Genomic DNA, 23327 nt, shown 5'->3' on the forward strand with positions numbered 1-23327 from the left:
AGTCGCCATGCTCAGTAGGACTCCGCCTCGCCCGGAAAGCGGCGCGCCTTCACGTCGGCCACGTAGCGGCCGTAGGCGTCGCGGACGGCGTCGCCGATCTCGGCGTAGCGGCGCACGAACTTCGCCTGCCGCCCGAAGTAGAGGCCCAGCATGTCGTGCGTCACCAGCACCTGCCCGTCGCAGCCCACCCCGGCGCCGATGCCGATCGTCGGCACCTGCAGCGCGCGGGAGACCGACGTGCCGAGCTTGGCCGGAATGCCCTCGAGGACGATCGCGAAGCAGCCGCTCGCCTCGAGTTGCTGCGCCTCGCGCACGAGCCGTTCCTGGTCGGCCTCGCCGCGCGCCTGCACCTTGTAACCGCCGAAGGCCAGCACCGACTGCGGCGTGAGGCCGAGATGGCCCATCACCGGGATGCCCGCGTCGGTGATTCGCCGCACCGCCTCGGCGACGCGCTCGCCGCCCTCCAGCTTGATCGCGTCCGCGCCGCCCTCCTGCACGAGCCGGCCGGCGTTGATCACGGCCTGCTCGACCGAGGCCTGGTAGCTCATGAACGGCATGTCGCCGACCACCAGGGCCGACGGCCGTGCCCGCGTCACCGCCTTCACGTGGTGGAGCATGTCGTCCATGGTCACCGGCAGCGTGCTCTCGTATCCCAGCATCACCGTGCCCACGGAATCACCGACCAGCAGAATCTCGACGCCCGCCTCGTCGGCGAGCCGGGCGATCGGGTAGTCGTACGCCGTCACCACCGTCACCACCTCGCCGCGACGCTTCATCTCGACGATCGCCGGTGCCGTGATCTTCGCCCGCCGCTTCGCGGCGGCGCCCGCGGTCGGTTCCCCGCTCATGACGTCCGTCCCTTCTCGATCGGCCGGTAGTAGAGCGTCCCCTGCCGGTGCGACAGGATGCGCTTCACCAGGTCCTCGTAGTCGTCCGGCTGGTTCACGAAATCGATGGCGTTGGTGTCCACGACCAGCAGCGGCGTCTCCGCGTAGTGGAAGAAATAGTGGGTGTACGCGTCGTTCAACTGACCGATGTATTCGCGCTGCATCTCGCGCTCGAACGGCCGGTCGCGCTTGCGGATCCGTTCCATGAGCGTGTCGGTCGTCGCCTGCAGGTAGACGACGATGTCCGGCTTGACCACGTCCATCTCGAGCCAGCCCACGAGGCGTTCGTACAGCTGCATCTCGCGTCCGGCCAGATTCAGGCTGGCGAAGATGCGGTCCTTCTGGAACAGGTAGTCCGAAACGAGCTTCTCGCTGAACAGGTCCGTCTGTCGCAGATCGCGCTGCTGCTGATACCGGCTGAACAGGAAGTGCATCTGCGTCTGGAACGCATAACGCAGCCGATCGCGGTAGAAGTCCTTGAGGAACGGGTTCTCCTCGACCTCCTCGAGCACCAGTTTCGCCTGCAACCGTTCGGTCAGCATGCGCGCGAGGCTGGTCTTGCCCGCGCCGATGACGCCTTCGATGACAAGATAACGATTCTCGCTCACGCGCGCCCCACGAGTCCCGAAGCTGGAATCATTTCCAGTGGAGCGTTCCCCGCTTGACGAGCGGTCGGGCCCCCAGCCGGTTCAGGTGCGCCGCCAGGGTCTCGCCCGTTCCCGGGTGGACGAGGCGCGGTTCGAGCTCGATGAGCGGCACGAGCACGAACGAGCGACGAAGGATCTCCGGGTGCGGCACCCGCAGGTCCGGCTCCTCGAGGATCTCCTCGCCGTAGAGCAGCAGGTCGAGGTCGATCGTGCGCGGCCCCCAGTGCTGGGTGCGCACACGGCCGAGGCGCTTCTCGACCAGCATCAGGTTCCAGAGCAGCTGGCGTGCGGTCAGCTCGGTGTCCACCAGCGCCGCCGCGTTGAGGAAGTTGGGCTGGTCCACGTCGCCCGCCGGTTCGGTGTCGTAGAGCGACGAGACGCGGATCAGGTCGGTCTCGGGCAGGTCGGCGATCGCCTCGAGCGCCGCGCGAATGGCGCCCTCGCGGTCGCCGAGGTTCGAGCCCAGGCCGAGGAACGCCCTCATCGCGCCTTCTCCCGCGTCACCTCGATCACCGCCCGCCCGCCCGTCGTCCAGCCGAGGTTCTGCTTCGAGATCCGTACGGTGGCGCTGCGGATCGGAAACTTCTCGAGGATCGAGTCCGCCGTGGTGCGGGCCAGCGTTTCGAGCAGGTGGAAGCTCCTGCCCTCGACGACTTCGCGGACCTGCTGGTACAGCAGGTCGTAGTCAATGGTGTCCGAAAGGCGGTCGCTCGTCTCCGAGGCGGCGCTGAGCGGTTCGAGGACGAGGTCCACCTCGAGACGCTGCCCCGCCTCCTTTTCGTAGGGGCGGGCGCCGTGGTGCCCGAACACCGACAGCCCTTCGAGCCGGATGGTCGCCAAGACCTTGCCTCCGAAAAGGATGAGCGCCGCGGACCTCCGCCGTGCGCGATTCGCGCGGCGAGGATAGGAGCGCGCTCGGAGCAGGGTCAAGGGCCGCGGCGAGGCCGCGGCGCTTCCCGGCGACTCGGGCACGCGGCCGGGCGCGCCTGGACGCGCGCGTGGTCGTGATCCCGCCGTCGCCCGCGGCCTCAGTGCGCCCGGATGCGCCGCCCGGAGGGATGCCGACGCCCCTGCCTCCACTGGAACGCGACCATGTCCACAGTCCCCCGCGCGGTGAAGCGAACCCCCTCGTGTTCGAGCCGGATCCGCTGGGTCATCGCCGCGTGCGGGTCGAGCTTGATCAGCGACAGCCTGCCCCCCGCCGCAAGCACGCGGTGCCAGGGCAGTCCGTCGCGGTCCCTCGAGGCGTGCAGCGCGTAGCCGACCAGCCGCGCCGAGCCGTGCATGCCGGCCAGATCCGCCACCTGCCCGTAGGTCGCCACCTGGCCTCGCGGGATGCGCCGGACGACGCGATAGATGCGTGCGTAGGAAGTGCCCGGAGCCCCGTCCCGGCGCGTCTCACCCGTCCGTTCGCGGCGCGGCATGACGTCAGACCGGAACGCCGAACTCTCGCAGCGCTTCGTTCAGGCTCGTCTTGCGGTCCGTTCCCTCGTGGCGGGTGCCGATCACCAGCGCGCACGGGGTGCCGTAGGCGCCGGCCGGAAACTGCCGCGGACGGCTTCCCGGAATCACCACCGCGCGCTCCGGCACGACGCCGCGCAGTTCCACCGGCTCGCCGCCACGCACGTCCACGATCGGGGTCGAGGCGGTCAGCACGACGCCGGCGCCGAGCACCGCGCCGGCCCGCACGCGCACGCCCTCGACGACGATCGCCCGCGAGCCGATGAATGCGTCGTCCTCGATCACCACCGGCGCCGCCTGCGGAGGCTCGAGCACGCCGCCGAGGCCGACGCCGCCGGAGAGGTGTACGCGAGCGCCCACCTGCGCGCACGAGCCGACGGTGGCCCACGTGTCCACCATCGTGCCCTCGCCCACGCGGGCGCCGATGTTGACGTAACCCGGCATGAGGATGACGCCGCGCTCGAGGAAGCTTCCGTAACGGGCGACTCCCGGCGGCACCACCCGCACGCCGGCGCCCTCCAGGTTCCGCTTGATGGGCAGCTTGTCGAAGAACTCGAGGTCGCCCGCATGCAGCGGCTCGGAGACGCGCAGGCGGAAGTAAAGGAGGATCGCCTGCTTGATCCAGGCGTGCGTCGTCCACTCGTCGCCGGGCGCGACCGGTGGCGAGGCGACGCGAACGTCGCCGGCGTCCAGCGCCGCGATCGTGCCTTCGACCGCGCCGCGCAACTCGGCCGAGTCGAGCGTCAGTTCTCCGGCCCAGCCGCGCGCGACGGTGTCCTGCCAGCGGTCGAGCGGGACTCCGGAGACCCCGCCCGTCGCCTTCGCGGCACCGCTCACGGCAGCGCCCGCATGCGCTCGATCGCCTCGTGGCACCGGGCGAGCGTCGGGACCAGCGCCCAGCGCACGAAACCCTCCCCGCCCGCGCCGAGATAGGAACCCGGTGTGACGACGATGCCGCGCGCGAGCAACGATTCGCAAAAGGCCTCGTCGTCGCCCCCCGGCACGCGCATCCACAGGTAGAAGGTGGCCTCGCTCGCTTCCGTCCGCCAGCCGCGGCGCGCGAACTCGGAGACGAACAGCTCGCGCTTGGCCGCGTACTTCGCGCGCTGCTCGCCGGTGTGCGCGTCGTCGTTCCACGCCGCGATCGCCGCGTCCTGGATGAAGTCGGGGGTGGCCGCGCCGACGTTGGGGCGGAACCGGCGCAGCGCGTCCATCGCCCGCGGATCGCCGGCGAGGAAGCCGGAGCGATAGCCGGTCATCGCGCTGCGCTTGCTGAGCGTGTACAGGGCGAGGACGTTCTCGAATCCATGCTCGAGCAGCGTGGGCGGCGGGCCGGCTTCGAAGTAGAGGTCCCCGTAGGCCTCGTCGCTCGCCACCCAGAAGCCGTGCCGGCGCGCGAGTGTGACGATCGCCGCGCCCTCTTCGCGCGTGAGCACGGAGCCGGTCGGGTTGTGCGGCGAGTTGAGCCACAGCAGGGCCGTGCGCCGCCAGACCTCGGCGGGTACGTTCGCGGGATTGAACCTCCAGCCGTCCTGCGAGCGCAGCGGCGTGAAGTGCACCTCCGCCCCCGCGAACCGCGCGCCCGCTTCGTAGACCGGATACGCCGGCGTCGGGATCACCACGGTGCGCTTCGCGGCGGCGGGGTCCACGAACGCGAACGCAAGATTGAAGACCGCCTCCTTGAGCCCGTTCGCCGGCAGCACGTGGACTTCCGGGTCCGCGCTCACGCCGTAGCGCCGCGCGAGCCACCGGGCGCAGGCGGCGCGCAGATCCGGCCGTCCGGTCGTCGCCGGATAGCTGGAGACGGCCGGCACGTGCGCGATCATCGCCTCGCGGATGAACGACGGCGTCTCCTCGCGAGGGTCGCCCATGCCGAAGTTGATGGTCGTCAGATTCGCCGGCTGAAGCTCGCGGCGCCGGCGTTCGAGCTTCACGAACGGGTACTCCCCGCCACCGGTCAGCAGCGGGTGCAGCGGGGCGGGGGTGGCGGCGGTCCTCGCGGGCGCGGCGCTCATCTAGTCCTCCCGGGCCAGGAACCGGGCGAGCGTGTCGAACGCCACGCCGAGGTTCGCGATGGGGCAATGCTCGTCGGCACGGTGGCAGAGCTCCGCCAGGCCGGGGCCGTAGTTGAAGGCGGGAATGCCCGCGGCGGAAAAGCGTGCGACGTCGGTCCAGCCCTGCTTGCCCGCGACCTTCGCGCCGGCGCGGCGCACGAACTCGCTCACGACCGGCTGGTCGAGCGCGACGCGGCCGGGCGCCGCCGCATCCACGACCTCGAAACCGAAGGTCTCGGGTACGAGCCGGCGAAGGGCCGCGGTCGCCTGCTCGATCGTCGTGTCGGGCGTGAAGCGGTGGTTCAGGTTCACGACCATCTCGTCGGGAACCACGTTGCGCGCGCGGCCCGCCCGCACGGTCGTCACCTGCAGCGTCCGGCGGTACTCGAGGCCCTGGATCTCGACCGGGGTCACCGGGTAGCGCACGATTTCGGACAGCCACGCCGCGCCCTCACCCACCGCGTTGCGGCCGAGCCAGGGTCGCGCCGAATGCGCCGAGACGCCCGGCACGCGCACCTCGACGTTCAGGATGCCGTTGCATCCCATTTCGACGTTGAGGTCGGTCGGCTCGAGGACGATCGCGGCCGCCGCGTCCTTCAGCCACGGGTTCTCGGGCAGCATCCGGCCGAGCCCGTTGCCCGTCGCCGGGCCTTCCTCGGCGTCGTAGAAGACGCACGCGAGATCGAAGCGCAGCGCCTCCGGGTCGAGCGACTCGACCAGCGCCTGCATCACCGCGACGCCCGCCTTCATGTCGCTCGTTCCGAGCCCGTACAGCCGGTCCCCCTCCCTCCGCGAGCGTTCGTTGCCCTGCGGCGGCACGGTGTCGAGGTGGCCGACCAGCGTGACGAGCGGCCGGCCGCGCGCCGGCGCGCGCCACAGAACGCCGTTGCCCGAGCGCGTGACCTCGCCGGTGCCGCGCTCGCGCAGGCGGTTTTCGACGAACGCCGCGATCGCGGCCTCGTTTCCGGTGACGCTCGGGATGTCCACGAGCGCGGCGAGCTTCTCGGCGATTGCATCGGCGGTCATCACGGGCGGCACGCGGGCAACTCCTCGTCGGGAAGGGAAAGGATCGCGGGCAAGGTAGCACCGCCCGCGCGGCGCGCGCGAGCGCGGCCGCCCGGGGCGTTTCGCCCACGTCAAGTGAGGGGCGAAACGCTTGCGCGCCGTGCGGCCGCTCGGCCACACTTGCGGGCCATGACTCCGCCCCCGGCGTTCCGGACCTCTTCCTCACCGCGCGCACGCGTGATCGCGCTGCTGGGCGCGGCGCTGCTGATCGCGTTCGCGCTCGAGCCGCCGGTGCGCGCCTCCTCCGCGACCGCTTCGGGCCCGGTCCCGTCGCCGCGCCCGTCCGCTCCCGCCGACGCGCTCGCGCGCCCGTCGGCCGCCGCCGCGCCGCTCATCGTGCTCTCCACCTCCGACGTCAAGGGCAAGAGCAGCCCGTGCGGATGCCACACGCCCAAGGGCGGGCTCGCCCGCCGCGCCGCGCTCGCCGACAGCGTGCGCGCCACGAACCCCAACCTGATCGTGGTGGATACGGGCGGCTACTTCCCCGAGGAAGCCGACTACGAAGCGGCCGCCGTGTTCATGCTGGAGTCCATGATGAGCCTGGGCACGGACGCCGCGGGCGTCGGCGAGAGCGACCTGCGCTACGGCCTCGGCTTCCTGCGCGCCGGTCTCGCGCGCACGAAGCTCCCCGTCACGTGCGCGAACCTGCTCGACGCCACGACCGGCAGGCCGGTGTTCCCGCCGTTCCTGCTGAAGACCGTCGGGCGCGCGAAGGTCGGCTTCTTCGCGCTGCTCGCCCCCTCGGCCGACCTCGGGCCCTCGCGCGATTCCCTGCGTGTCGCCGATCCGCTGGAGTCGGCGTATCGCACGGTCGCGGCGCTGCGGGAGCGGGGCGCCACGGTCGTGGTGCTGCTCTCGGATCTCGGCAAGATCGACTCCGAGGAAGTGGCCAACTCGATTCCCGGCATCACCCTCGTCATCGCGGGACACAAGATTCCGCTCTTTCCCGAGGGCCGGCGCGTGGGCGGCGCGGTCGTCGTCTACGGCGGCGAGCAGAGCCAGTACGCCGGCCTCGCGACGATCCCCCTCGATGCCGCGGGTCGCGCGACGGCGGTCGGGGCCGAAACCGTGATGCTCGGCCCCGAGCGGCGCGAGGAGCCGGCGATGCTGTCGCGCGTGCGCACCTTCGAGACCGCCTTCAACGAGGAGCTGAAGCAGCGCGAGCGCCAGGAGGCGTTGCGCGCGGTCGCGGGCGAGGGCGGCGACGACGACGAACCGCGCGACCGCTACCTCGGCGCCGAAGTCTGCGGGCGCTGTCACGGCGCCGAACTGGCGCAATGGAAGACGACCGCGCATGCGCGCGCGTGGGCCACGCTGGTCGAACAGCACGCCGAAGCCCGCACGGACTGCGTGCGTTGCCACGTGCTCGGCTTCCGCCAGCCGGGCGGGTTCCAGACCGACGACGACGCGCCCCGCCTGGCGAACGTGCAGTGCGAGAGCTGCCACGGCATGGGCACGCAGCACGACGCCACGCGTCCGGCCGCGAAACTCACCGAGGCGACCTGCCGGCGCTGCCACGACGACACGAGCAGTCCGGCGTTCACGTTCGACGTCTACCAGCCGCACATCCTCCATCGGGCTCCCGCGAACCTGCCGCCGCTGCCGCCGAAGCCCAAGATGGCGATGCACTGAGGCCGTGACGCGCACCATGCCCGCCGTCGCCGGATCGCGCACCGCATTGCGGCTCGTGGGCCGCGACGCGCTCTCCCTGCTCCACCGCCTCTCGACGAACGCCCTGCTCGACCTGCCTCAGGGGGAGGCGCGCGCGACGCTGTTCTGCGACTTCCGGGGCCGGCTGCTGCACCGCGTGCACGTCGTGCACGCGCCCGGGGGCGCACTCTGGCTGGCGCGTGGCGACGCCGGCGGCGAGGCGCTCGCGGCGTTCCTGGACGGCTTCGTCTTCCGCGAGGACGTCGCGATCGAGGACCGCGAAGCGGATTTCGACTGGCGGCTCGCGGGCGTCGAGTGGGGCGGGCCGCTGGAGGAACACCGGCGCATCGCGCTCGGCCTGCCGCGGCACGGCGCGGAGATCACCGCGGACTTCAATCCCTACGAGGTGAACCTCGCGCACGAAGTGCACCTCGCGAAAGGCTGCTACACCGGCCAGGAGGCGCTGCAGCGGCTGGTCACCTACGGCAGCGTCCGCCGCCGCCTGGTCCGCTTCGCCGGCGAGGGCGCCGCTCCCGCGGCTCCGCAGGGATTGCGGGCGGAAGGCGGTGGAAACGGCGGCCCTGCGGGCGTGCTCACCAGTGCCGCGCCATTGCCGGAGGGCGGATGGACGGCGCTCGCGGTGGTGCGCCACGAGGCCGCCGGCCCGCTGCGTCTCGCGGACGGCCGGCTCCTCGAAACGCCGGTCGAGTTCGGGTCACGGCGCCCGATCGGGCGACCGTAGGCGCTTCGAATCCGTGTGAGGTCATGTCCACAAGCTGTTGTTCCTGCGTCCTCTGACGCCGGCGCTCAGGCCGCGTCATCGCCCGCGTCGTCGCCTGGATCCCCGCCGCCGCCTTCGCCGCCGGCGTCGCCCGCGGGAGCGCCGTCGTCCACCACCAGCGCCTCCGTGGTGAGCATGAGCCCCGCGACGCTCACCGCCGACTGCAGCGCGCAGCGCGTGACCTTGGCGGGGTCCACGATGCCCTGCTCGATCAGGTCCCCCCACCGACCCGAGCGCGCGTTGTAACCGTAGGCGCCCTCGCCGGCGCGCAGGCGCTCGAGGAACTCGGCGCCGTTCTCGCCCGCGTTCTCGCCGATCTGCCGCGCCGGCGCTTCGAGCCCGGCGAGCAGCACGTCGCGCCCGGAGTTGCGCGCCGCTCCCAGGTCCAGGCGGCGCACCGCGCGCGCGGCGTGCAGCAGCGCCACGCCGCCTCCCGGCACCACGCCCTCCTCGACCGCCGAGCGCGTGGCCGCCAGCGCGTCCTCGAGTTGCGCGCGACGCGTGGCGCGCTCGACGTCGGTCACCGCGCCGGCGCGGATCACGGCGACACCGCCGCCGAGGCGGACCAGGCGCGCGCGCAGGCGAGCACGCTCGCCCTCGTGCCGGCAGGCCGCCAGTTCGCGGTCCAGCGCCAGAACGCGCCCGGCGAGATCCGCGCTGCGGCCTCCGCCCTGCAGGAGCGTGAGCTGCTCGAGCGACGCGGTCGCGTGCCGCGCCCGTCCGAACCAGCCCGGCTCGAAGTGCGCGGCGGCGCGTCCCATTTCCGGGCCCACGACCGTTCCGCCGGTGAGGAGCGCGACGTCCTCCAGCGCCTCCCGCCGGTGCGCCGCGATGCCCGGCAGCTTGACGCCCACGGTCGGCACGCGGCCCCGCAGCCGGTTGACCACCATCACCGCCAGCGCCTCGTCCGACAGCTCGCCGCACAGCAGCAGCAACGGCCGCGACAGGCGGGCGGCGTGCTCGAGCGCGGGAACGACGTCGCCCGCCTGCTCGAGCGCCCCGTCGAACAGCGCGACCAGCGGATGTTCGAGCGAGGCCTCCATCGTTTCGGTGTCGGTGATGAAGTAGGGCGACGCCAGGCCGCCCTCGAGGCGCGCCCCCTCGACCACGTCGAGCGTCGTGTCGGTGCCGCGGCCGTCCTCGACGGTCACGACGCCGGCGCGGCCGACCCGCTCGAGCGCGTGCGCGATCAGCTCGCCGAGCACGCGGTCGCCGGCGGCGATGCGCGCGACGCGCTCGAGGTCGTGGTGCCCGCCGACCGGCCGCGCGATCGCCCGCAGCGCCCGCAGCGCTTCCTGGGCGGCGAGGTCGAGCCCGCGGTTCAGCGCCACCGGATTGCAGCCGGCGTGGACGGCACGCATGCCCGCTCCGATCATCGCGTGCGCGAGCACGGTCGCGGTCGAGGTGCCGTCGCCCGCCGCCTGCCCCGCCTGCTGCGCCGCTTCACGCAGCATCTGGACGCCGATGTTCTCGAACGGATCGGGCAGCTCGACTTCCTGCGCCACCGCCAGACCGTCGCGGGTGATCGTCGGGCCGGCATGCCGGTGCGTGAGCACGACGCTGCGGCCGCGCGGACCGAGCGTGATGCGCACGGCGCTCGCGAGCTGGTCCACGCCGCGCCACAGCGCGTCGCGAGCGGCGTCGTCGAACCGGACGCGCTTGGGCATGGGCGTCCCTCCCGTCCGGCGGCCTCCATGGCCGCACGGCTGCCTCCCGGGTATCGGCCGCCTCGAACCCGCGCGCGAGGCCGCTCTCGCGCCTACCAGTAGGTGAGCCCCGCCTCGCGAGCGGCGGCTCGCAGCCGTTCGCTCACCACCGGCCGGCGCCGGGCCTCCGCCAGCCAGCGCGCCATTGCGAGCGAATCGCCCAGGCTGGCGCGACTCACGGCCGCGTTGTAGGCGGGCTCGGCGTCCCGCGGGAGGGCCGTGGCGACCTTCTCGAACTCCCGCGCCGCCTCCTTCCACGCCCCCGCGTCGGCGAACGTGCGCGCGAGCGCCATGTGGTCGGCGCCCCAGAGCGGGTTCGCGGCCATCGCGGCGGCGGCGTTCTCGGGACCGGGCACCAGTTCGGTCCAGCCCGCTCCCTCCCGCCACTTGAAGAAGCGATCCTTCCCGGGGGCGCCCTCGGGCGCGGGCCGCCAGGCGCTGAAGAATCCGGCGCGCAGCGTCGGATCGCCGTACCAGGTCCGCAGCGCCGGTCCGTCCCCCTGCAGGAAACCGATGTTGTTCGGCAGCGACACGAACCAGAAGCGCGTGTGCGGCTCCGGGTGCGGCGCGATCGCGAGCAACCGGCCTCGCAGCGTGCCGAGCAGCGCGCCGGCCCGACGCTGGTAGGACGCGTCCCCCCAGTCGGCCGAGGGCGTCGCGTCGCGCGCCGAGGCGGCGAAGCTGAAGACGGCGATCGCGGCCACCGCGAGCGCGTCCGGCCGCACCAGCGTCGCGATCGCGAGCCACGCTCCGAGGGCGCCGAACAGTCCGTAGTAGGCATGCCAGCCGAGGCCGGGCAGCAGCAACGGCAGCCAGCCGCACGCGCACCACGCGAGGCCGAACGGCAGCGCCCCGCGGCGTGCGGCTTCGCGGCGGTCGGCGAACACGGCGGCCGCGAGAACCAGGCCGGAAAGCAGCAGCGCCGCGGGCAGCGCGCCCAGCAGCGCCGCGCCCCAGCCGCCCTCGGGCGCGAGCCGCGCATCCGCGCTCGTCAGCGCGAGCGCGCTGCGGCCGAGCGCCAGCGGTCCCGAGAGCTGGAGCGACGCGGGCACCGGCCCGATCTCGACATGCCGCAGCCAGCGGCCGCCCAGGTGCGGGTGGGCGAGCGCCCACGGCACGGCGATGAGCGCCGCCGGCAGGGCGCGCGCGAACGCCACCACCGGGTCGCGGCGCGCGATCCACGCGTCCCAGGCGACGAACAGCAGCGGCAGCGGAGCCGCCGTCTCCTTGCTGGCGAGCGCCAGCGCGTAGGCCGCGAACGCCGGCGCGCGGCGTCCCCGGCGCCACGCGGCGAGTGCCGCGAGCGACCAGACGATCATCCACAGGTCCTGCGAGCCGGCCGACCACAGCAGCGGCAGCGCCCACGCCGACATGGCGGCCGCCGCCGCGAGCGCGAACGCGGCGCGGGCACGGCCGAGCAGCGAACGCGCGAGATCGTGGAAGAGCGCGAGCGCGAGGAACGCCAACAGCAGGTTCGCGAGGTGAAACAGTGGCTCGCTCGGACCGCCCAGGCGCTGCAGGAGCCAGTAGTGCCACTCCCGCGACCACGGCCGCCACCAATGGAAGAACAGCCGGTCGAACCCCCACAACGACGCGAACGGGCGGTGCGCGGTCGCGTCGAGGAACACGTAGTCGTCGTTGAGGAACGGCAAGCGGAACGCGTCGCGGTATCGCCACGCGAGCGCGAGCGCGGCCACCAGCGCCGCGAGCGGGGTCTCGAGCGCCGGACCGCCCGCCGCGGGCGGAGCCGGACGGGAGCCGGGCGCGCCGCGCGATCGCCTCGCGGAGCGCCCGCCGCGAATCACCGCTTCCACTCCGCGAGATAGAGGTTGGTCTCGCCCGGCACGCTGCCGCCGCGGTTCGAACAGAAGACGAGCCAGCGGCCGTCGGGGCTGAACATCGGGAAGCCGTCGAAGTCCGGGTCGCGCGTGACCGGCACGGGCTCGCCGCCCTTCGCGGCGTCCACCAGGTAGAGGTCGAAGTTGCGGCCCCGCGGGTTTTCCCAGTTCGAGGAGTAGAGGATCTGGCGGTCGTCGGGTGTGAAGTAGGGAGCGAACGAGGCGCCCGGCTTGTCGGTGAGCTGGCGCTGCCCGCTGCCGTCGGCGTTCATCACCCAGATGTCCATCTGGCTCGGCTTGACGAGGTCGATCTCGAGCAGGCGGCGGAACTGGTTCACCGACGCCGTGTCCGTCGCGCGGTCCGTGCGCCAGACGATGCGCCGGCCGTCGTGCGAGAAGAACGCGCCGCCGTCGTAGCCGACGCGGTCGGTGAGCCGCTGCAGTCCGCCGCCGTCCAGCCGCATCTTGTAGAGGTCCACGTCGCCGTCGCGCTTGGACGTGAACACCAGCCAGCGGCCGTCCGTGGACACGGTGCCTTCGGCGTCGTAGCCGGGGTGCTGCACGAGCGGCTTCAGGTCGCTGCCGTCGGGCTTCACCGACCAGATGTCGTAGCTCGGATAGATCGCCCAGATGTAGCCGTGGCTCATGTCCGGGTTCGGCGGGCAGTCGTCGCCCGAAGCGTGCGTGCTCGCGAACAGGATGCGCCGGTCGTGATCGTAGAAGTAGCCGCAGGTCGTGCGGCCCTTGCCGTTGCTGATCCGGCTCACCGTTCCGCTGGCGAGGTCGTACACGAATTGCTGGTCGCAGCGCGCGTCGCCGACCATGGCCTGGAACGTCAGCTTCGTGCCGTCGGCGCTCCAGTAGGCCTCGGCGTTCTGGCCTCCGAAGGTGAGCTGCCACAGGTGCGCGAAGCGCGTCTCGCCGGGGCGGATCAGCGAGTCCCGCGCGACGGCCGTCGGCGGCACGGGCCGGAACGCCGGCTTCTTCGCCGCGCCGGTCGCGCCGAACGTCGCCGCCGCGAGGACCGCGGCGGTCAGCAGGTGGAGCGGGGATCCTTTCCTCGAGTTCTTCCGTTCGTGCTTCACGCAAGCTCCTCCCACAGCAGCCTCATGCCTTTCAGGGTCAACGTCTCGTCCACCAGGTCCACCGTTTCGCACTCGGGAGCGAGCACCGTGGCGAGTCCGCCGGTGGCGACCACCTTCGGCCGCCCGCCGAGTTCGGCGCGCACGCGCCTCACCAGTGAGTCCACCAGACCCGCGTTGCCCCACAGCACGCCGATCCGCAGGCACTCCTCCGTCGTCCGGCCGAGCGCGCGTTCGGGCCGCCGCAGGTCCACGCGCGCCAGGCGCGCGGCGCGGCGGAACAACTCCTCGGAGGCCGTGACCACTCCCGGCGCGATCACCCCGCCCACGTACGCCCCCGCTTTCGAGACGCAGTCGAGCGTCGTCGCGGTGCCGAGGTCCACGACGATCGCCGGCGTCCCGTACAGCGCCCGAACCGCGTAGGCGTTGGCGATCCGGTCGGCTCCGACCGAGGCCGGATCGGGAACCTGCACGGGCAGTTTCGTCGCCTCCGCCGTCACCTCGACGGGCGGCCTGCCGGTGACCGCGCGCAGCGCCTCGCGCCACGGCACGGTCAGCGCGGGCACGACCGAGCACACGATCGAACCCCAGCCGGCCGCCGGCGTCTTGAGCAGCGCCTCGAGCACGTAGCGCAGTTCGTCGGCGGTGTGCCGGCCGCTCGTCAGGCGCCAGAAGCCCGCGAGTTCCCGGCCGACGAAGCGCCCGACCGTGGTCTCGCTGTTGCCCACGTCCACCGCGAGCAGCGACGCCCGCGCCGCTGCACGGCTCGCGGGCCTCGCCGCGCGGCCGCGACGCACCTTCATGGATGGCCTCCTTGCCCGAGATCGCCGAGCACCGCGGCCTCGGATTCCGCCTTGCGGCGGGCGACGAAGAACGACAAGCCGACGCTCACGAAATAAAGACCCGCCATCGGCAGCCCCATCACCAGCTGGGCGCTGACGATGTCCCCCGGCGTGATCGCCGCGGTGACCACGAAGATGACCACGATCGCGACGCGCCACTGCCGCAGCAGGAACATCGGCGTCACCAGGCCGATCCCGGTGAGCAGCATGGTCACCATGGGCAGCTGCGCCAGCAGTCCGCAGGCCACGACCATGTTGTAGAAGAACTCCAGGAGAAGCGAGAGCCGGATCTGCGTGACCATGCCGTCGGTGAGGAACGATCTCAGCACGTCGATCACGAGCGGCACGACGTACAGGTACGCGGCGGCGGCGCCGAGTCCGAACAGCAGGCACGAACCGGCCGCGAGCGGAACCACCCACTTACGCTCCTGCCGCAGCAGCCCCGGCACCACGAACGACCAGAGCCGCCAGGCCACGATCGGCAGGGCGAGCGCCACGCCGATCAGCGCCGACAGCTTGAGCCGCTCGTTGAAGGCCTCGAACGGCGACATCACGACCGTGCTCCCGACGGTCCGGTGGATGAGATCGGAGAGCAGGCGCGGAGCGAGCCACCAGCCCCCGAGCGCGCCGGCGAGCACCGCGGCGAGGCTCTGCTGCAGCACCTTGCGCAGCTCCTCGAGATGCGCGAGGAACGGCATGTCGCCGCTCACGCGCGGATCGTGCCACTCGTCGTCGGGCCTGAACTCGCGCTCGCGCCGCGGATCGAGATGGGGGTTGTCCGTCATCGCGGGCGCTCCGCCGCCGGGCCCGCCGGCTCGACGTCGCCCGCCACGACGACCGCCTCGACGCCGCTTTCGAGCCGCAGCACCAGCGCTCCGTCGCAGTCGAGGCGCTGCGCCACGCCGGTGATCGCGCCGCCGGGCGCGTTCACCGTGACCGTCTCGCCCCAGAACGCCGCCCGTTCGCTCCAGGCGTCGAGCACCTCCGAACGGTCGCCTTCCTGAAGCGTCGTCCACAACGGTTCGAACTCGTCCGCGACGCGCGCCGCGACGGCCTCGACGGAAGCGTCCGAGCCTTCGAGCGCGAAGGACGTGGCCGTGCCGCGCAGTTCGGGCGGGAAGTCCCCGGCGCGCTGCCGCACGTTGACGCCGACGCCCACCACGACCACCTCGCCGCCCGCGGGCGCGCGCCGCAGCTCGCACAGCACCCCGGCCAGCTTGCGTCCGCGCGCGAGCACGTCGTTCGGCCACTTGATCGCGGCCCGTACGCCCAGCGCGCCGGCCGCGCGCGCCACCGCCAGGCCGGCGGCGAGCGGGACGACGGCGGCCTGGCGTGCGTCGCAGCCCGGATGAAGCGCGAACGACATCGCCAGGCCGAGTCCCGGCGCGTGCGTCCACGCGCGGCCGGCGCGGCCGCGGCCGCGCGCCTGCGCGTCGGCCACCACCGTCACGCCGTCGGGCACCCCCGCGCACACGGCGTCGAAGGCGTCGTCGTTGGTCGAGCCCGTCTCGGCGCGCACGAGCAGCGTCCGGGCCAGCCGCCGGGTGGCGAGGGCGGCCGAGAACGCCGCCCGGTCGAAGCGGGCGTCAGCCAACTTCCTCGATCTCCAGGCTCAGGTTGAGCGCCGGCGCCGAGTGCGTGAGCGCGCCGACGCTGAGCCAGTCGGCGCCCGTCTCCGCGTACGCACGCACGGTCTCGAGCGTGAGACCGCCGCTCACCTCGACCTCGGGCCAGCGGCGCGCGCCCGGGCGTACGCGCGGGTGATCGGGCGGGTGCGCCCGGAACCAGGCGTCCACCGCCTCGACCGCACGGCGCACCGCCGCGGGCGACTGGTTGTCCACCAGGATGCGATCCACTTCGGGCCGGAGGGCCTCCTGGAGCTGCTCCATGGACTCGACCTCGACCTCGAGCAGCAGATCACGGCGCGTCCGCTGGATGAGTTCGATCGCCGCGGTCAGGCCGCGCGCGGCGCGAATGTGGTTGTCCTTGACGAGGTACATGTCCCACAGCGCCAGCCGGTGGTTCTCGCCGCCGCCACAGCGGACCGCGTACTTCTCGAGAAAGCGCAGACCGGGCGTGGTCTTGCGTGTGTCGAGGATCTTGGCGCCCGTGCCCGAGATCGCCTCCACGTAGCGGCGGGTGAGCGTGGCGACGCCGCACATGCGCATCATGAAGTTGAGCGCCGTGCGCTCGGCGGTCATGATCCCGGCGGCCGAGCCGGAGACCTGCGCGAGCGCGACCCCGGCCTGGACCGATTGCCCGTCGCGGGTGGTCGCCTTGAACTTGAGGCTCGGGTCCACCTCGCGAAACGTCATCTGCGCGATCTCGAGCCCCGAGACGACGCCCGGCTCCTTCGCGACGATGGCGGCCCGCGCGCCGACGTTGGGCGGGACCGAGTTGAGGGTCGTGACGTCCCCGGTGCCGACGTCCTCGGACAGGGCGAACTTGACGAGCGGCAGGAACGATTCGAGCACGGTCGGGCGCACTCCGGACGGGGACGGTCCGCCCCGGGAGCGGGACGGGCGTTTCGGCCGGCAGCATAGCCGCAGGCCCCGGGACGCGCATCCCGGCGGGCGGCATCGAAGCGACGCGCGACCTCGCGGGCGCGCGCCCGGCGCGGGGTCAGACGCGGAGCAGTCCGCGCCATCCACGCGCGGCGTAGTAGGACTCCGCGCCGTTGTGGTACGTGAAGACCCGGCCGAAGCGCCGGTCGCAGAACAGCGCCCCGCCGAGCGTACGCACCCCGGCCGGCGTTCGAATCCAGCTCGAGGTCTTGCGATCGAACTCGCCCAGCTCCTGCAGGCCGCGATAGTCCTCCTCGCCGAGCAGCTCGACTCCGATCGCCGCGGCCGCCTCCACCGCGCTTCCCTTCGGCTTGTGCTCCTTGCGGGCGTCGAGCGCGTCGCGGTCGTAGCACAGGCTGCGGCGTCCCGCCGGGCTCTCGGGCGAACAGTCGCAGAACAGGAGCCGGCCCGCGGCCGTGCCGATGACGTCCGGCTCTCCCCCGCTCGACTCCATGGCGGCCAGCGCGTCCAGCGCCGCGGCGTTCGCCTCGAGCGCCGCCAGCACCTTGTTCCAGGCGACCTCCGGGTGCCGGCCAGCGTTGCGCCCGAAGCGCTCCGCGAGCGTCGCCAGCAACGGCTGCCGATTCGGCTTCGACATCGTGTCCCTCCCGGGTGATGCGGGCGCCGCGGTCCAGGCGCTCGCGTGTCGGGTTCGTGCGACTCTCTCGCGGACCGCTCGGGGGTGGAAGGGCGCCCCTACTGCTCGGGTCCGCCGAAGCGATGTGCGCGGCGCCGCGGCTGCCGCACCGGACGGGCCGCGCGCTCGGGGCGCGGCGCGCCCGAGGCGACCGCCAGCGTGTCGCGAATCTCGTCCATGCGGTCCCGCAGGCTCGCGGCACGCTCGAACTCGAGCGCCTTCGCCGCGTCGAGCATCTCGCCCTCGAGTCTCGCGAGAAGCTGCTCGGGTCCTTCGGCGAGAGCGTCCGCGACGGTCGCCTTCTCGCGCGAGTCGCCCCTGCCGATCTGGTCCGCCACCGAGGTCGCCTGCAGGATCTCCTCCACGCTCTTGAGGATCGTGCGCGGCGTGATGCCGTGCTCGCGGTTGTAGGCGAGCTGCTTCTCGCGCCGCCGGTTCATCTCGGCGATCGCGCGTCCCATCGAATCGGTGACGTGGTCGGCGTAGAAGATCACCCGGCCGCCTGCGTTGCGCGCCGCGCGGCCGGCCGTCTGGATCAGCGATCGCTCGCTGCGCAGGAAACCCTCCTTGTCGGCGTCGAGGATCGCGACGAGCGAGACCTCGGGCAGGTCGAGTCCCTCGCGCAGCAGGTTGATGCCGACGAGCACGTCGAAATCCGCGAGCCGCAGGCCGCGCAGGATCTCGACCCGCTCGAGCGCGTCGATGTCGCTGTGCAGGTAGCGAACCCGCACGTCCATCTCGCCGAGGTAGTCGGTGAGATCCTCGGCCATGCGCTTGGTGAGCGTCGTCACGAGCACCCGCTCCCGCCGGGCGACGCGTTCGCGCACCTCGGCGAGCAGGTCGTCCACCTGCCCTTCCACCGGCTTGATCACCAGCTCCGGGTCCACGAGCCCCGTCGGGCGGATGATCTGTTCGACGAACACGCCTTCGCTCTTCGTCAGTTCGTAGTCGCCGGGCGTCGCCGAGACGTAGATCGCGGGCCCGACCTGCTCCTCGAACTCGGAAAAACGCAGCGGCCGGTTGTCGAGCGCGCTCGGCAGGCGGAAACCGAAGTTCACGAGCGTGGTCTTGCGCGAGCGGTCGCCCTCGTACATCGCCCCGATCTGCGGAATCGTGACGTGGGACTCGTCCACGACGAGCAGGAAGTCCGGCTCGCCCCGGGCGTTGCGGGGAAAGAAATCGAGCAGGCAGCCGGGCCGCTCCCCCGGCGCGCGTCCCGCGAGGTGACGGGAGTAGTTCTCGACGCCCGGGCAGGTGCCGACGCTGGCCAGCAGCTCGAGGTCGTACTCGGTGCGCTGCTGCAGGCGCTGCGCCTCGAGCAGCCTGCCCTCGGCGCGCAGCCGCGCGAGCTGTTCGCGCAACTCGGAGCGGATGGAGCCGAGCGCCGCGCGCAGGCGATCCTCGGGGGTCACGAAGTGCTTGGCCGGGTAGAGCGCCAGCCGGTCCATCGAGCGGACGCTCCTCCCGGTCAGCGGGTCCACGGCGCGGATGCGGGTGACGAGGTCGTCCTCGAGCTCGATGCGGATCGCGTGGTCCTCGTACGCCGGGTGCACCTCGACGACGTCGCCGCGAACGCGGAACGTGCCGCGCCGCGGTTCGACGTCGTTGCGCGTGTACTGGATGGCGACCAGCTGTTCGAGCAGCTCGCGCCGCCGCAGCGGTTCGCCCGCGGCCAGGTTCACGCGCATGCCCTTCCAGTCGTCGGGCGTGCCGAGACCGTAGATGCTCGAGACGCTGGCGACGATCACCACGTCGTCCCGCTCGAGCAGCATCGAGGTCGCCTGCAGCCGCAGGCGGTCGATGTCGTCGTTGATGCTCGCGTCCTTGGCGATGTACGTGTTCGTCGCCGGGACGTAGGCCTCGGGCTGGTAGTAGTCGTAGTACGAGATGAAGTAGCCGACGGCGTTCGCGGGAAAGAACTGCTTGAACTCGCCGTAGAGCTGGGCCGCGAGCGTCTTGTTGTGCGAGAGGACGAGCGCCGGCCGGCCGTAGCGCGCGATGACATTGGCGATCGTGAAGGTCTTGCCCGAGCCGGTCACCCCCAGCAGGGTCTGGTGGCGGTGCCCGGCCCGCAGGCCGGCGACGAGCTCCTCGATGGCCTGGGGCTGGTCGCCGCCCGGCGGGTAGGGCGCGGTGAGCTGGAAGGGCATGGCCCCCGGACTCTACGCGCGACGCGGAGCCGGGTCGAGGCGACCCGGCTCCGCGTCGGGACGTGGACGACTGCGGCCGCGCCCCCGACTACCAGCGCTGGCGCGCCGTGTAGGTGAGCACGACCTCCCTGCCGGGGGCGACGTCGAGCTGCCAGCGCAGCGTGTTCGCGTCCTTGCGCTCCGAGGGCGCCGATTGCGCGGTCACCGTCACGTCACCGCCCGCCGACTCCTCGACCGCGATGCGCACCGGCGTCGTCTTGCGATTGCGCAACCGGATCTCGACCGAGTACTCGCGCTCGCGGTCGCTCAGCCGCCGGTCCGCCGTGGTCCTGCGCTCGGCGGCCAGATCGAACGCGTAGCCCACCGGCAGCGTTACCTTTTCGTCCACGGCCTCGTGGCCGATGGACGCCTCGCCGGTGAACTGCAGGTCGCCGGCGTCGTCCGCCTGGAAGCAGCGCACGCGCCCGGCGGGCAGGGGCGCCCCGACCCCCTCCTTCGCGGAGTTCCGCAGCTCGAGCTGGATCGCCACGCCGCGCGCGTCACCGCCGCGGTAGAGGTAGACGGGCGTCAGTCTCACCGCCCGCGGCTCGATCATCACCAGGCTCTGCGATTCGCGGTCGCGCAGCGTCGTCGTTCCCGGCAGCGTGTACAGGTGGTAGTCCGCGAACGCGGCTTCGCTCAGCACCGCCTCGCCGCCCGCGTCCGCGGACAGCGCCATCGCGCGCATCATCTTCGGTTGCGGAGCGATGGGCGGGGCACTCGCGCGGGCGGGCTCGCCGGCGATCAGCTTGAGTTTCGCGTCCTCGAACGACCGGCCCGTCGTGTTCTCGACCAGGACGCGCGCCGACCAGATGCCGCTCGTCTCGCCGGTGCGCACGAGCTGGTGCTCGCAGGACCACGAGAGCCCCCCGGTCAGGTAGCTGAGCTCCGAAGCGACCGGGCCCCGGGCGCCTTCGAGCACGGCCTCGATCGCCGGACGCAGCGACAGCGATGCCGGCGGCTTCGTCAGCCGCACCTCCTCGACCGCGGAGCGGGCGAGCGTCGAGACGGCGCCGTCGTCGCCCCGCAGGACCAGCCAGTTTCCGTCCGCGGCGACGAGCACGCCTTCGGACATGCGGTCACCGCGCGAGACGACGCGCACCCGCTGGCCGACCGCCTTCTCGACGAACGCGTCGCCGCTCGCCGTGTCCCAGCGGTACGCGAGCCGGGTCACGCGGCCCGACTCCGGCGCGAGCCGCAGCGAGGAGAAGTCGAGACGGCTGGAGATGTCCGCGAGTCGGACGGTGTCGCGCCCGGTGCGGCCCTGCAGCAACCGCGCCTCGCGCACGAAGCCGAGGTCGTTCGAGTAGACGGTGACCGAAGGGCCCGCCGCGCGTGCGGCGGGTGGAAGCGCCACGAGCAGAAGGAGCGGAAAGAGTCGGCGAAGCATGGATTCCTCCGGGCGGGTTGGGGGGCGTCGCGTCGGGATCGCGCGGGAACATACGCGAAAGCGTCCGTCGCATTCCGCGGGCCACGGGTCGGGCGGGACGCGGACTTCGGCCGTCACACGAGCTGCGAGGCGTAAGTCCTTACCTCGAAACGGGCCGCGATCGCGGCGATCGTCCGATCGAGCAGCGCGAGCTTGTACTCGAGTGGACGCTCCATGCCCGGATGACGGCCCAGTCGCGGGTCCACCCGGTCCTCGCTGAGCCCGAGCGCGTCCACCGCGTGCAGGACGTACGAGAGCGGCTCGCCGCGGCGGGCGAAACCCTCGATCGCCGACTCGAAGCTCCGCTCCGAAGCCAGCCAGCGCATGGTGTGATAGACGGGCAGCCGCAGCGTGGGCGTCATCGCGACCGGGAACTCGCGGATCGCCGCGCCGCCGGCGCGCCAGTCGTAGGGCCGGCGCCTCCAGGTGAACGGCCACGGCCGCATCGCCAGGACGCGCAGCGGGTCCGCGCTCTTCAGCGCCAGCACGGCGCGCGCCGGCAGCAGCAGCAGGCTCGGGTAGGCCGAGGCGTCGTAGCGGTATCCCGCCGCCGCCAGGCGCGGCACGACGCGCGCGTGCATGTCGAAATTGGGCGCGCGGAAACCCACGACCCCGACGCCCGACGCCTCCGACAGCGCGCGCCGCGAGTCCTCGAGCTCGGCCCGCTGCCGCGCGGGCGCCAGCCCCGCGAATCCGATCGGGTGCGACCAGGTGTGGCTCGCGATCTCGTGTCCGGCCCGGGCCAGGGCGTGCAGCTCGCCGGCATGCGCTTCGGCATCGCGACCGACGCAGAAGAACGTGGCCTGCAACCCGTGGCGGGCGAAAGCCTGCGCGAGCCGCGGCAACGCCGCCAGGTAGACGAGCGGATCGGGAGGCAGGCCGGGGTACCCGTAACCGATCAGGTGCAGGTCCACCGGGTCCACGTCGATGCTGAGGGTCGCGACCGGGCGCGTCACTTCGCGGGCGCCCCTCCCGCCGGCCCGACCGGCAGGTAGAGGTACGTCAGCGAGTGCTGGTTGCCGGTGAGCGGGACGAGGGCCTTCGAGATGTCCCCCAGCGAGTCCACGAGCGCGTACCCGGGCGCGATCCTCCGCCACAGCGGGCCCGAATGTTCGAGCGGCACGTCGGTGACGATCGCCGGCCGGCCGGGGCCGGCGGCGAGCGGAGCGAACATGCGCTCCAGGTACGTCGGGTCGCGCTTGAGCAGCGAGTTGCCGTGCGAACGCAGGATGTCGTCGAGCGCGATGAACTGAAGCGAGCCGCGCCCTCCCGCCTCGAGGTCGTACCAGCCGTGGTACGGCAGGATCGCGCCGTTCGGCAGCGAGCGCAGCCTGCGGATGAGCTGGTCGTGCGCCTGCCGGGCGTGCGGACGCGGAATGTGCAGGCGGATCGGGTAGACGAGCGGCACGAACTGCCCCGCCAGAACCGCGAGCACCGCGGCGGCCGCGACGCCGCGCGCGGCCGTGGCGGACTCGAACGCCCGAAGCAGGCGATCGAGCGCGAGCGGCCCGAGGATCGCGAGCGCGACCACCGTGGGCGTGAAGACGTGCAGGTAGGCGTTCCGGTCCAGCGTCGCGAGCAGCCCCGTGCCGACGGCGGCGAAACCCGTCCAGTACCAGAGCGCCCGGCGCGGGTCCGTGTTCTCGTCGCGCACCGCGAGCGACAGGAGCGCGGGCGCGCTCGAGCATGCGAGCGCGCCGAACAGCCCGCCTCCCAGGTAGCGCTCGATGCGGGCCGGATTCACCTCCGACCAGCCGCTCGGCACGGACCAGGTGAAGTAGCGGAACCATTCGCCGAGCCAGGCGGCGAGCAGCAGGTAGCCGCCCAGGCAGCCGGTGACGATCGCGGCCGCGAACGGCAGGAAGCGCCTCCGCTCGTGGAAGAACAGGTAGGCCAGAGCGCCGAACGAGAACAGGACGCTGTGCTGCTTGGTGAAGAAGCCGAGCGTCAGCAGCCCGGCCGCGCCGACCGCCCCGGCCGCGCCCCGCGAGTAACGCAGCACCGCCAGCCCGCCGAAGCTCAGCAGCAGCATCATCGAGTCGGGCCGCCCGACGTCGTAGCACGCCCCCGTGAGCCCGAACGCCATCGCGTACACCCCGGCGGCCGCCAGCGCGAAAACCGGCCGGCGGGTTTCGCGCAGGACGACGATCGCGATCAGGGCGGCGAGCAGCAGCGAGGAGCTGAAGGAGACGATCCGCATCGCGAAGAACCCGGGGCCGGTCAGCCGCATGACCAGGCCGCTCACCGTCGTGAACAGGGGCATGTAGGCGAGCGGGATGAACTGCAGCGACGGCGCGACGTAGATCGGCTGCCCGTGGGCGATGCGCGCCACGTGGTCGAGCATCACGCCCTCGATGAAGTCCACCTCGACGGGGTAGCCGACGCGGTGCGCACCCAGCCACACGTAGGCGCCGATCGCGAACAGCGCGAGCGCGCAGACGACCAATTCGAGCAGCCGGCGCAGGGACATGGGCGGTATTCCTCCGGGGCGAACA

22 protein-coding genes are annotated in these 23327 nt (G+C 72.5%); 2 read left to right on the forward strand and 20 right to left on the reverse strand.

The features are described 5' to 3' along the window. Positions 1 to 11: 11 nt before the first annotated feature. The 8 genes from panB to dapE all read right to left on the reverse strand — a co-directional run bounded on the left by panB (position 12) and on the right by dapE (position 6087). The gene (gene panB, locus IT347_14495; protein ID MCC6350793.1) at positions 12 to 848 is read right to left on the reverse strand and encodes a 3-methyl-2-oxobutanoate hydroxymethyltransferase; all 837 of its coding nucleotides are present in this window, start codon (positions 846 to 848) and stop codon (positions 12 to 14) included. Continuing rightward, positions 845 to 1495 (reverse strand): deoxynucleoside kinase, encoded by a 651-nt coding sequence (locus IT347_14500; GenBank protein MCC6350794.1) that lies wholly within the window; start codon positions 1493 to 1495, stop codon positions 845 to 847. The genes panB and IT347_14500 overlap by 4 nt, the downstream gene beginning before the upstream one ends. Positions 1496 to 1523: 28 nt before the next feature. Then, positions 1524 to 2018 carry a 2-amino-4-hydroxy-6-hydroxymethyldihydropteridine diphosphokinase gene (folK, locus tag IT347_14505; protein ID MCC6350795.1) on the reverse strand — a complete coding sequence of 165 codons (495 nt, stop codon included), beginning with the start codon at positions 2016 to 2018 and terminating at the stop codon, positions 1524 to 1526. After that, the gene (gene folB / locus IT347_14510; GenBank protein MCC6350796.1) at positions 2015 to 2374 is read right to left on the reverse strand and encodes a dihydroneopterin aldolase; all 360 of its coding nucleotides are present in this window, start codon (positions 2372 to 2374) and stop codon (positions 2015 to 2017) included. Before folB ends, folK begins: the two co-directional genes overlap by 4 nt. 188 nt (positions 2375 to 2562) lie before the next feature. Further along, positions 2563 to 2958: an MGMT family protein gene (locus IT347_14515; protein ID MCC6350797.1), complete on the reverse strand. Its 396-nt coding sequence runs from the start codon at positions 2956 to 2958 to the stop codon at positions 2563 to 2565. A gap of 4 nt (positions 2959 to 2962) precedes the next feature. After that, positions 2963 to 3742, reverse strand: coding sequence for a 2,3,4,5-tetrahydropyridine-2,6-dicarboxylate N-succinyltransferase (locus IT347_14520; protein ID MCC6350798.1), 780 nt, complete (start codon positions 3740 to 3742; stop codon positions 2963 to 2965). Between the two features lie 86 nt (positions 3743 to 3828). Then, the gene (locus IT347_14525; protein MCC6350799.1) at positions 3829 to 5010 is read right to left on the reverse strand and encodes an aminotransferase class I/II-fold pyridoxal phosphate-dependent enzyme; all 1182 of its coding nucleotides are present in this window, start codon (positions 5008 to 5010) and stop codon (positions 3829 to 3831) included. After that, a complete protein-coding gene (gene dapE, locus IT347_14530) occupies positions 5011 to 6087 on the reverse strand; it encodes a succinyl-diaminopimelate desuccinylase (protein MCC6350800.1) in 1077 nt (358 codons plus the stop codon). Positions 6088 to 6291: 204 nt separating this feature from the next. Between dapE and IT347_14535 the strand changes: the two genes are divergently transcribed. Continuing rightward, positions 6292 to 7746, forward strand: coding sequence for a hypothetical protein (locus tag IT347_14535; GenBank protein MCC6350801.1), 1455 nt, complete (start codon positions 6292 to 6294; stop codon positions 7744 to 7746). 4 nt (positions 7747 to 7750) lie between these two features. Continuing rightward, positions 7751 to 8506, forward strand: a complete 756-nt coding sequence (locus IT347_14540) for a hypothetical protein (protein MCC6350802.1) — start codon at positions 7751 to 7753, stop codon at positions 8504 to 8506. Positions 8507 to 8571: 65 nt separating this feature from the next. Here IT347_14540 and IT347_14545 read toward each other — a convergent pair whose 3' ends face one another. From IT347_14545 to IT347_14600, 12 genes are all read right to left on the reverse strand, one after another. Beyond that, positions 8572 to 10212, reverse strand: coding sequence for a molecular chaperone GroEL (locus tag IT347_14545; GenBank protein ID MCC6350803.1), 1641 nt, complete (start codon positions 10210 to 10212; stop codon positions 8572 to 8574). A gap of 92 nt (positions 10213 to 10304) precedes the next feature. Next, a complete protein-coding gene (locus tag IT347_14550; GenBank protein MCC6350804.1) occupies positions 10305 to 12056 on the reverse strand; it encodes a hypothetical protein in 1752 nt (583 codons plus the stop codon). Further along, positions 12053 to 13174, reverse strand: coding sequence for a PD40 domain-containing protein (locus IT347_14555; GenBank protein MCC6350805.1), 1122 nt, complete (start codon positions 13172 to 13174; stop codon positions 12053 to 12055). Before IT347_14555 ends, IT347_14550 begins: the two co-directional genes overlap by 4 nt. Then, a complete protein-coding gene (locus IT347_14560) occupies positions 13171 to 13974 on the reverse strand; it encodes a type III pantothenate kinase (protein MCC6350806.1) in 804 nt (267 codons plus the stop codon). Before IT347_14560 ends, IT347_14555 begins: the two co-directional genes overlap by 4 nt. Then, positions 13971 to 14798, reverse strand: a complete 828-nt coding sequence (tatC, locus tag IT347_14565; GenBank protein MCC6350807.1) for a twin-arginine translocase subunit TatC — start codon at positions 14796 to 14798, stop codon at positions 13971 to 13973. The genes IT347_14560 and tatC overlap by 4 nt, the downstream gene beginning before the upstream one ends. Then, complete coding sequence (locus tag IT347_14570) at positions 14795 to 15607, reverse strand: biotin--[acetyl-CoA-carboxylase] ligase (protein ID MCC6350808.1); 813 nt, start codon at positions 15605 to 15607, stop codon at positions 14795 to 14797. Before IT347_14570 ends, tatC begins: the two co-directional genes overlap by 4 nt. Beyond that, entirely contained in the window at positions 15600 to 16487 is an 888-nt protein-coding gene (nadC, locus tag IT347_14575) for a carboxylating nicotinate-nucleotide diphosphorylase (GenBank protein MCC6350809.1), read from the reverse strand. The genes IT347_14570 and nadC overlap by 8 nt, the downstream gene beginning before the upstream one ends. A 148-nt stretch (positions 16488 to 16635) precedes the next feature. Then, positions 16636 to 17175 carry a DUF4256 domain-containing protein gene (locus IT347_14580; GenBank protein MCC6350810.1) on the reverse strand — a complete coding sequence of 180 codons (540 nt, stop codon included), beginning with the start codon at positions 17173 to 17175 and terminating at the stop codon, positions 16636 to 16638. A gap of 98 nt (positions 17176 to 17273) precedes the next feature. Next, the gene (uvrB, locus tag IT347_14585; protein ID MCC6350811.1) at positions 17274 to 19364 is read right to left on the reverse strand and encodes an excinuclease ABC subunit UvrB; all 2091 of its coding nucleotides are present in this window, start codon (positions 19362 to 19364) and stop codon (positions 17274 to 17276) included. Between the two features lie 88 nt (positions 19365 to 19452). Further along, positions 19453 to 20793, reverse strand: a complete 1341-nt coding sequence (locus tag IT347_14590) for a DUF4139 domain-containing protein (protein MCC6350812.1) — start codon at positions 20791 to 20793, stop codon at positions 19453 to 19455. Between the two features lie 113 nt (positions 20794 to 20906). Beyond that, entirely contained in the window at positions 20907 to 21788 is an 882-nt protein-coding gene (locus tag IT347_14595) for a polysaccharide deacetylase family protein (protein ID MCC6350813.1), read from the reverse strand. Then, on the reverse strand, positions 21785 to 23302 hold the full coding sequence (locus IT347_14600; protein ID MCC6350814.1) for a hypothetical protein: 1518 nt from the start codon (positions 23300 to 23302) through the stop codon (positions 21785 to 21787). Before IT347_14600 ends, IT347_14595 begins: the two co-directional genes overlap by 4 nt. Positions 23303 to 23327: the final 25 nt, after the last annotated feature.

Source organism: Candidatus Eisenbacteria bacterium, assembly GCA_020847735.1.
GTDB lineage: Bacteria > Eisenbacteria > RBG-16-71-46 > RBG-16-71-46 > RBG-16-71-46 > CAIXRL01.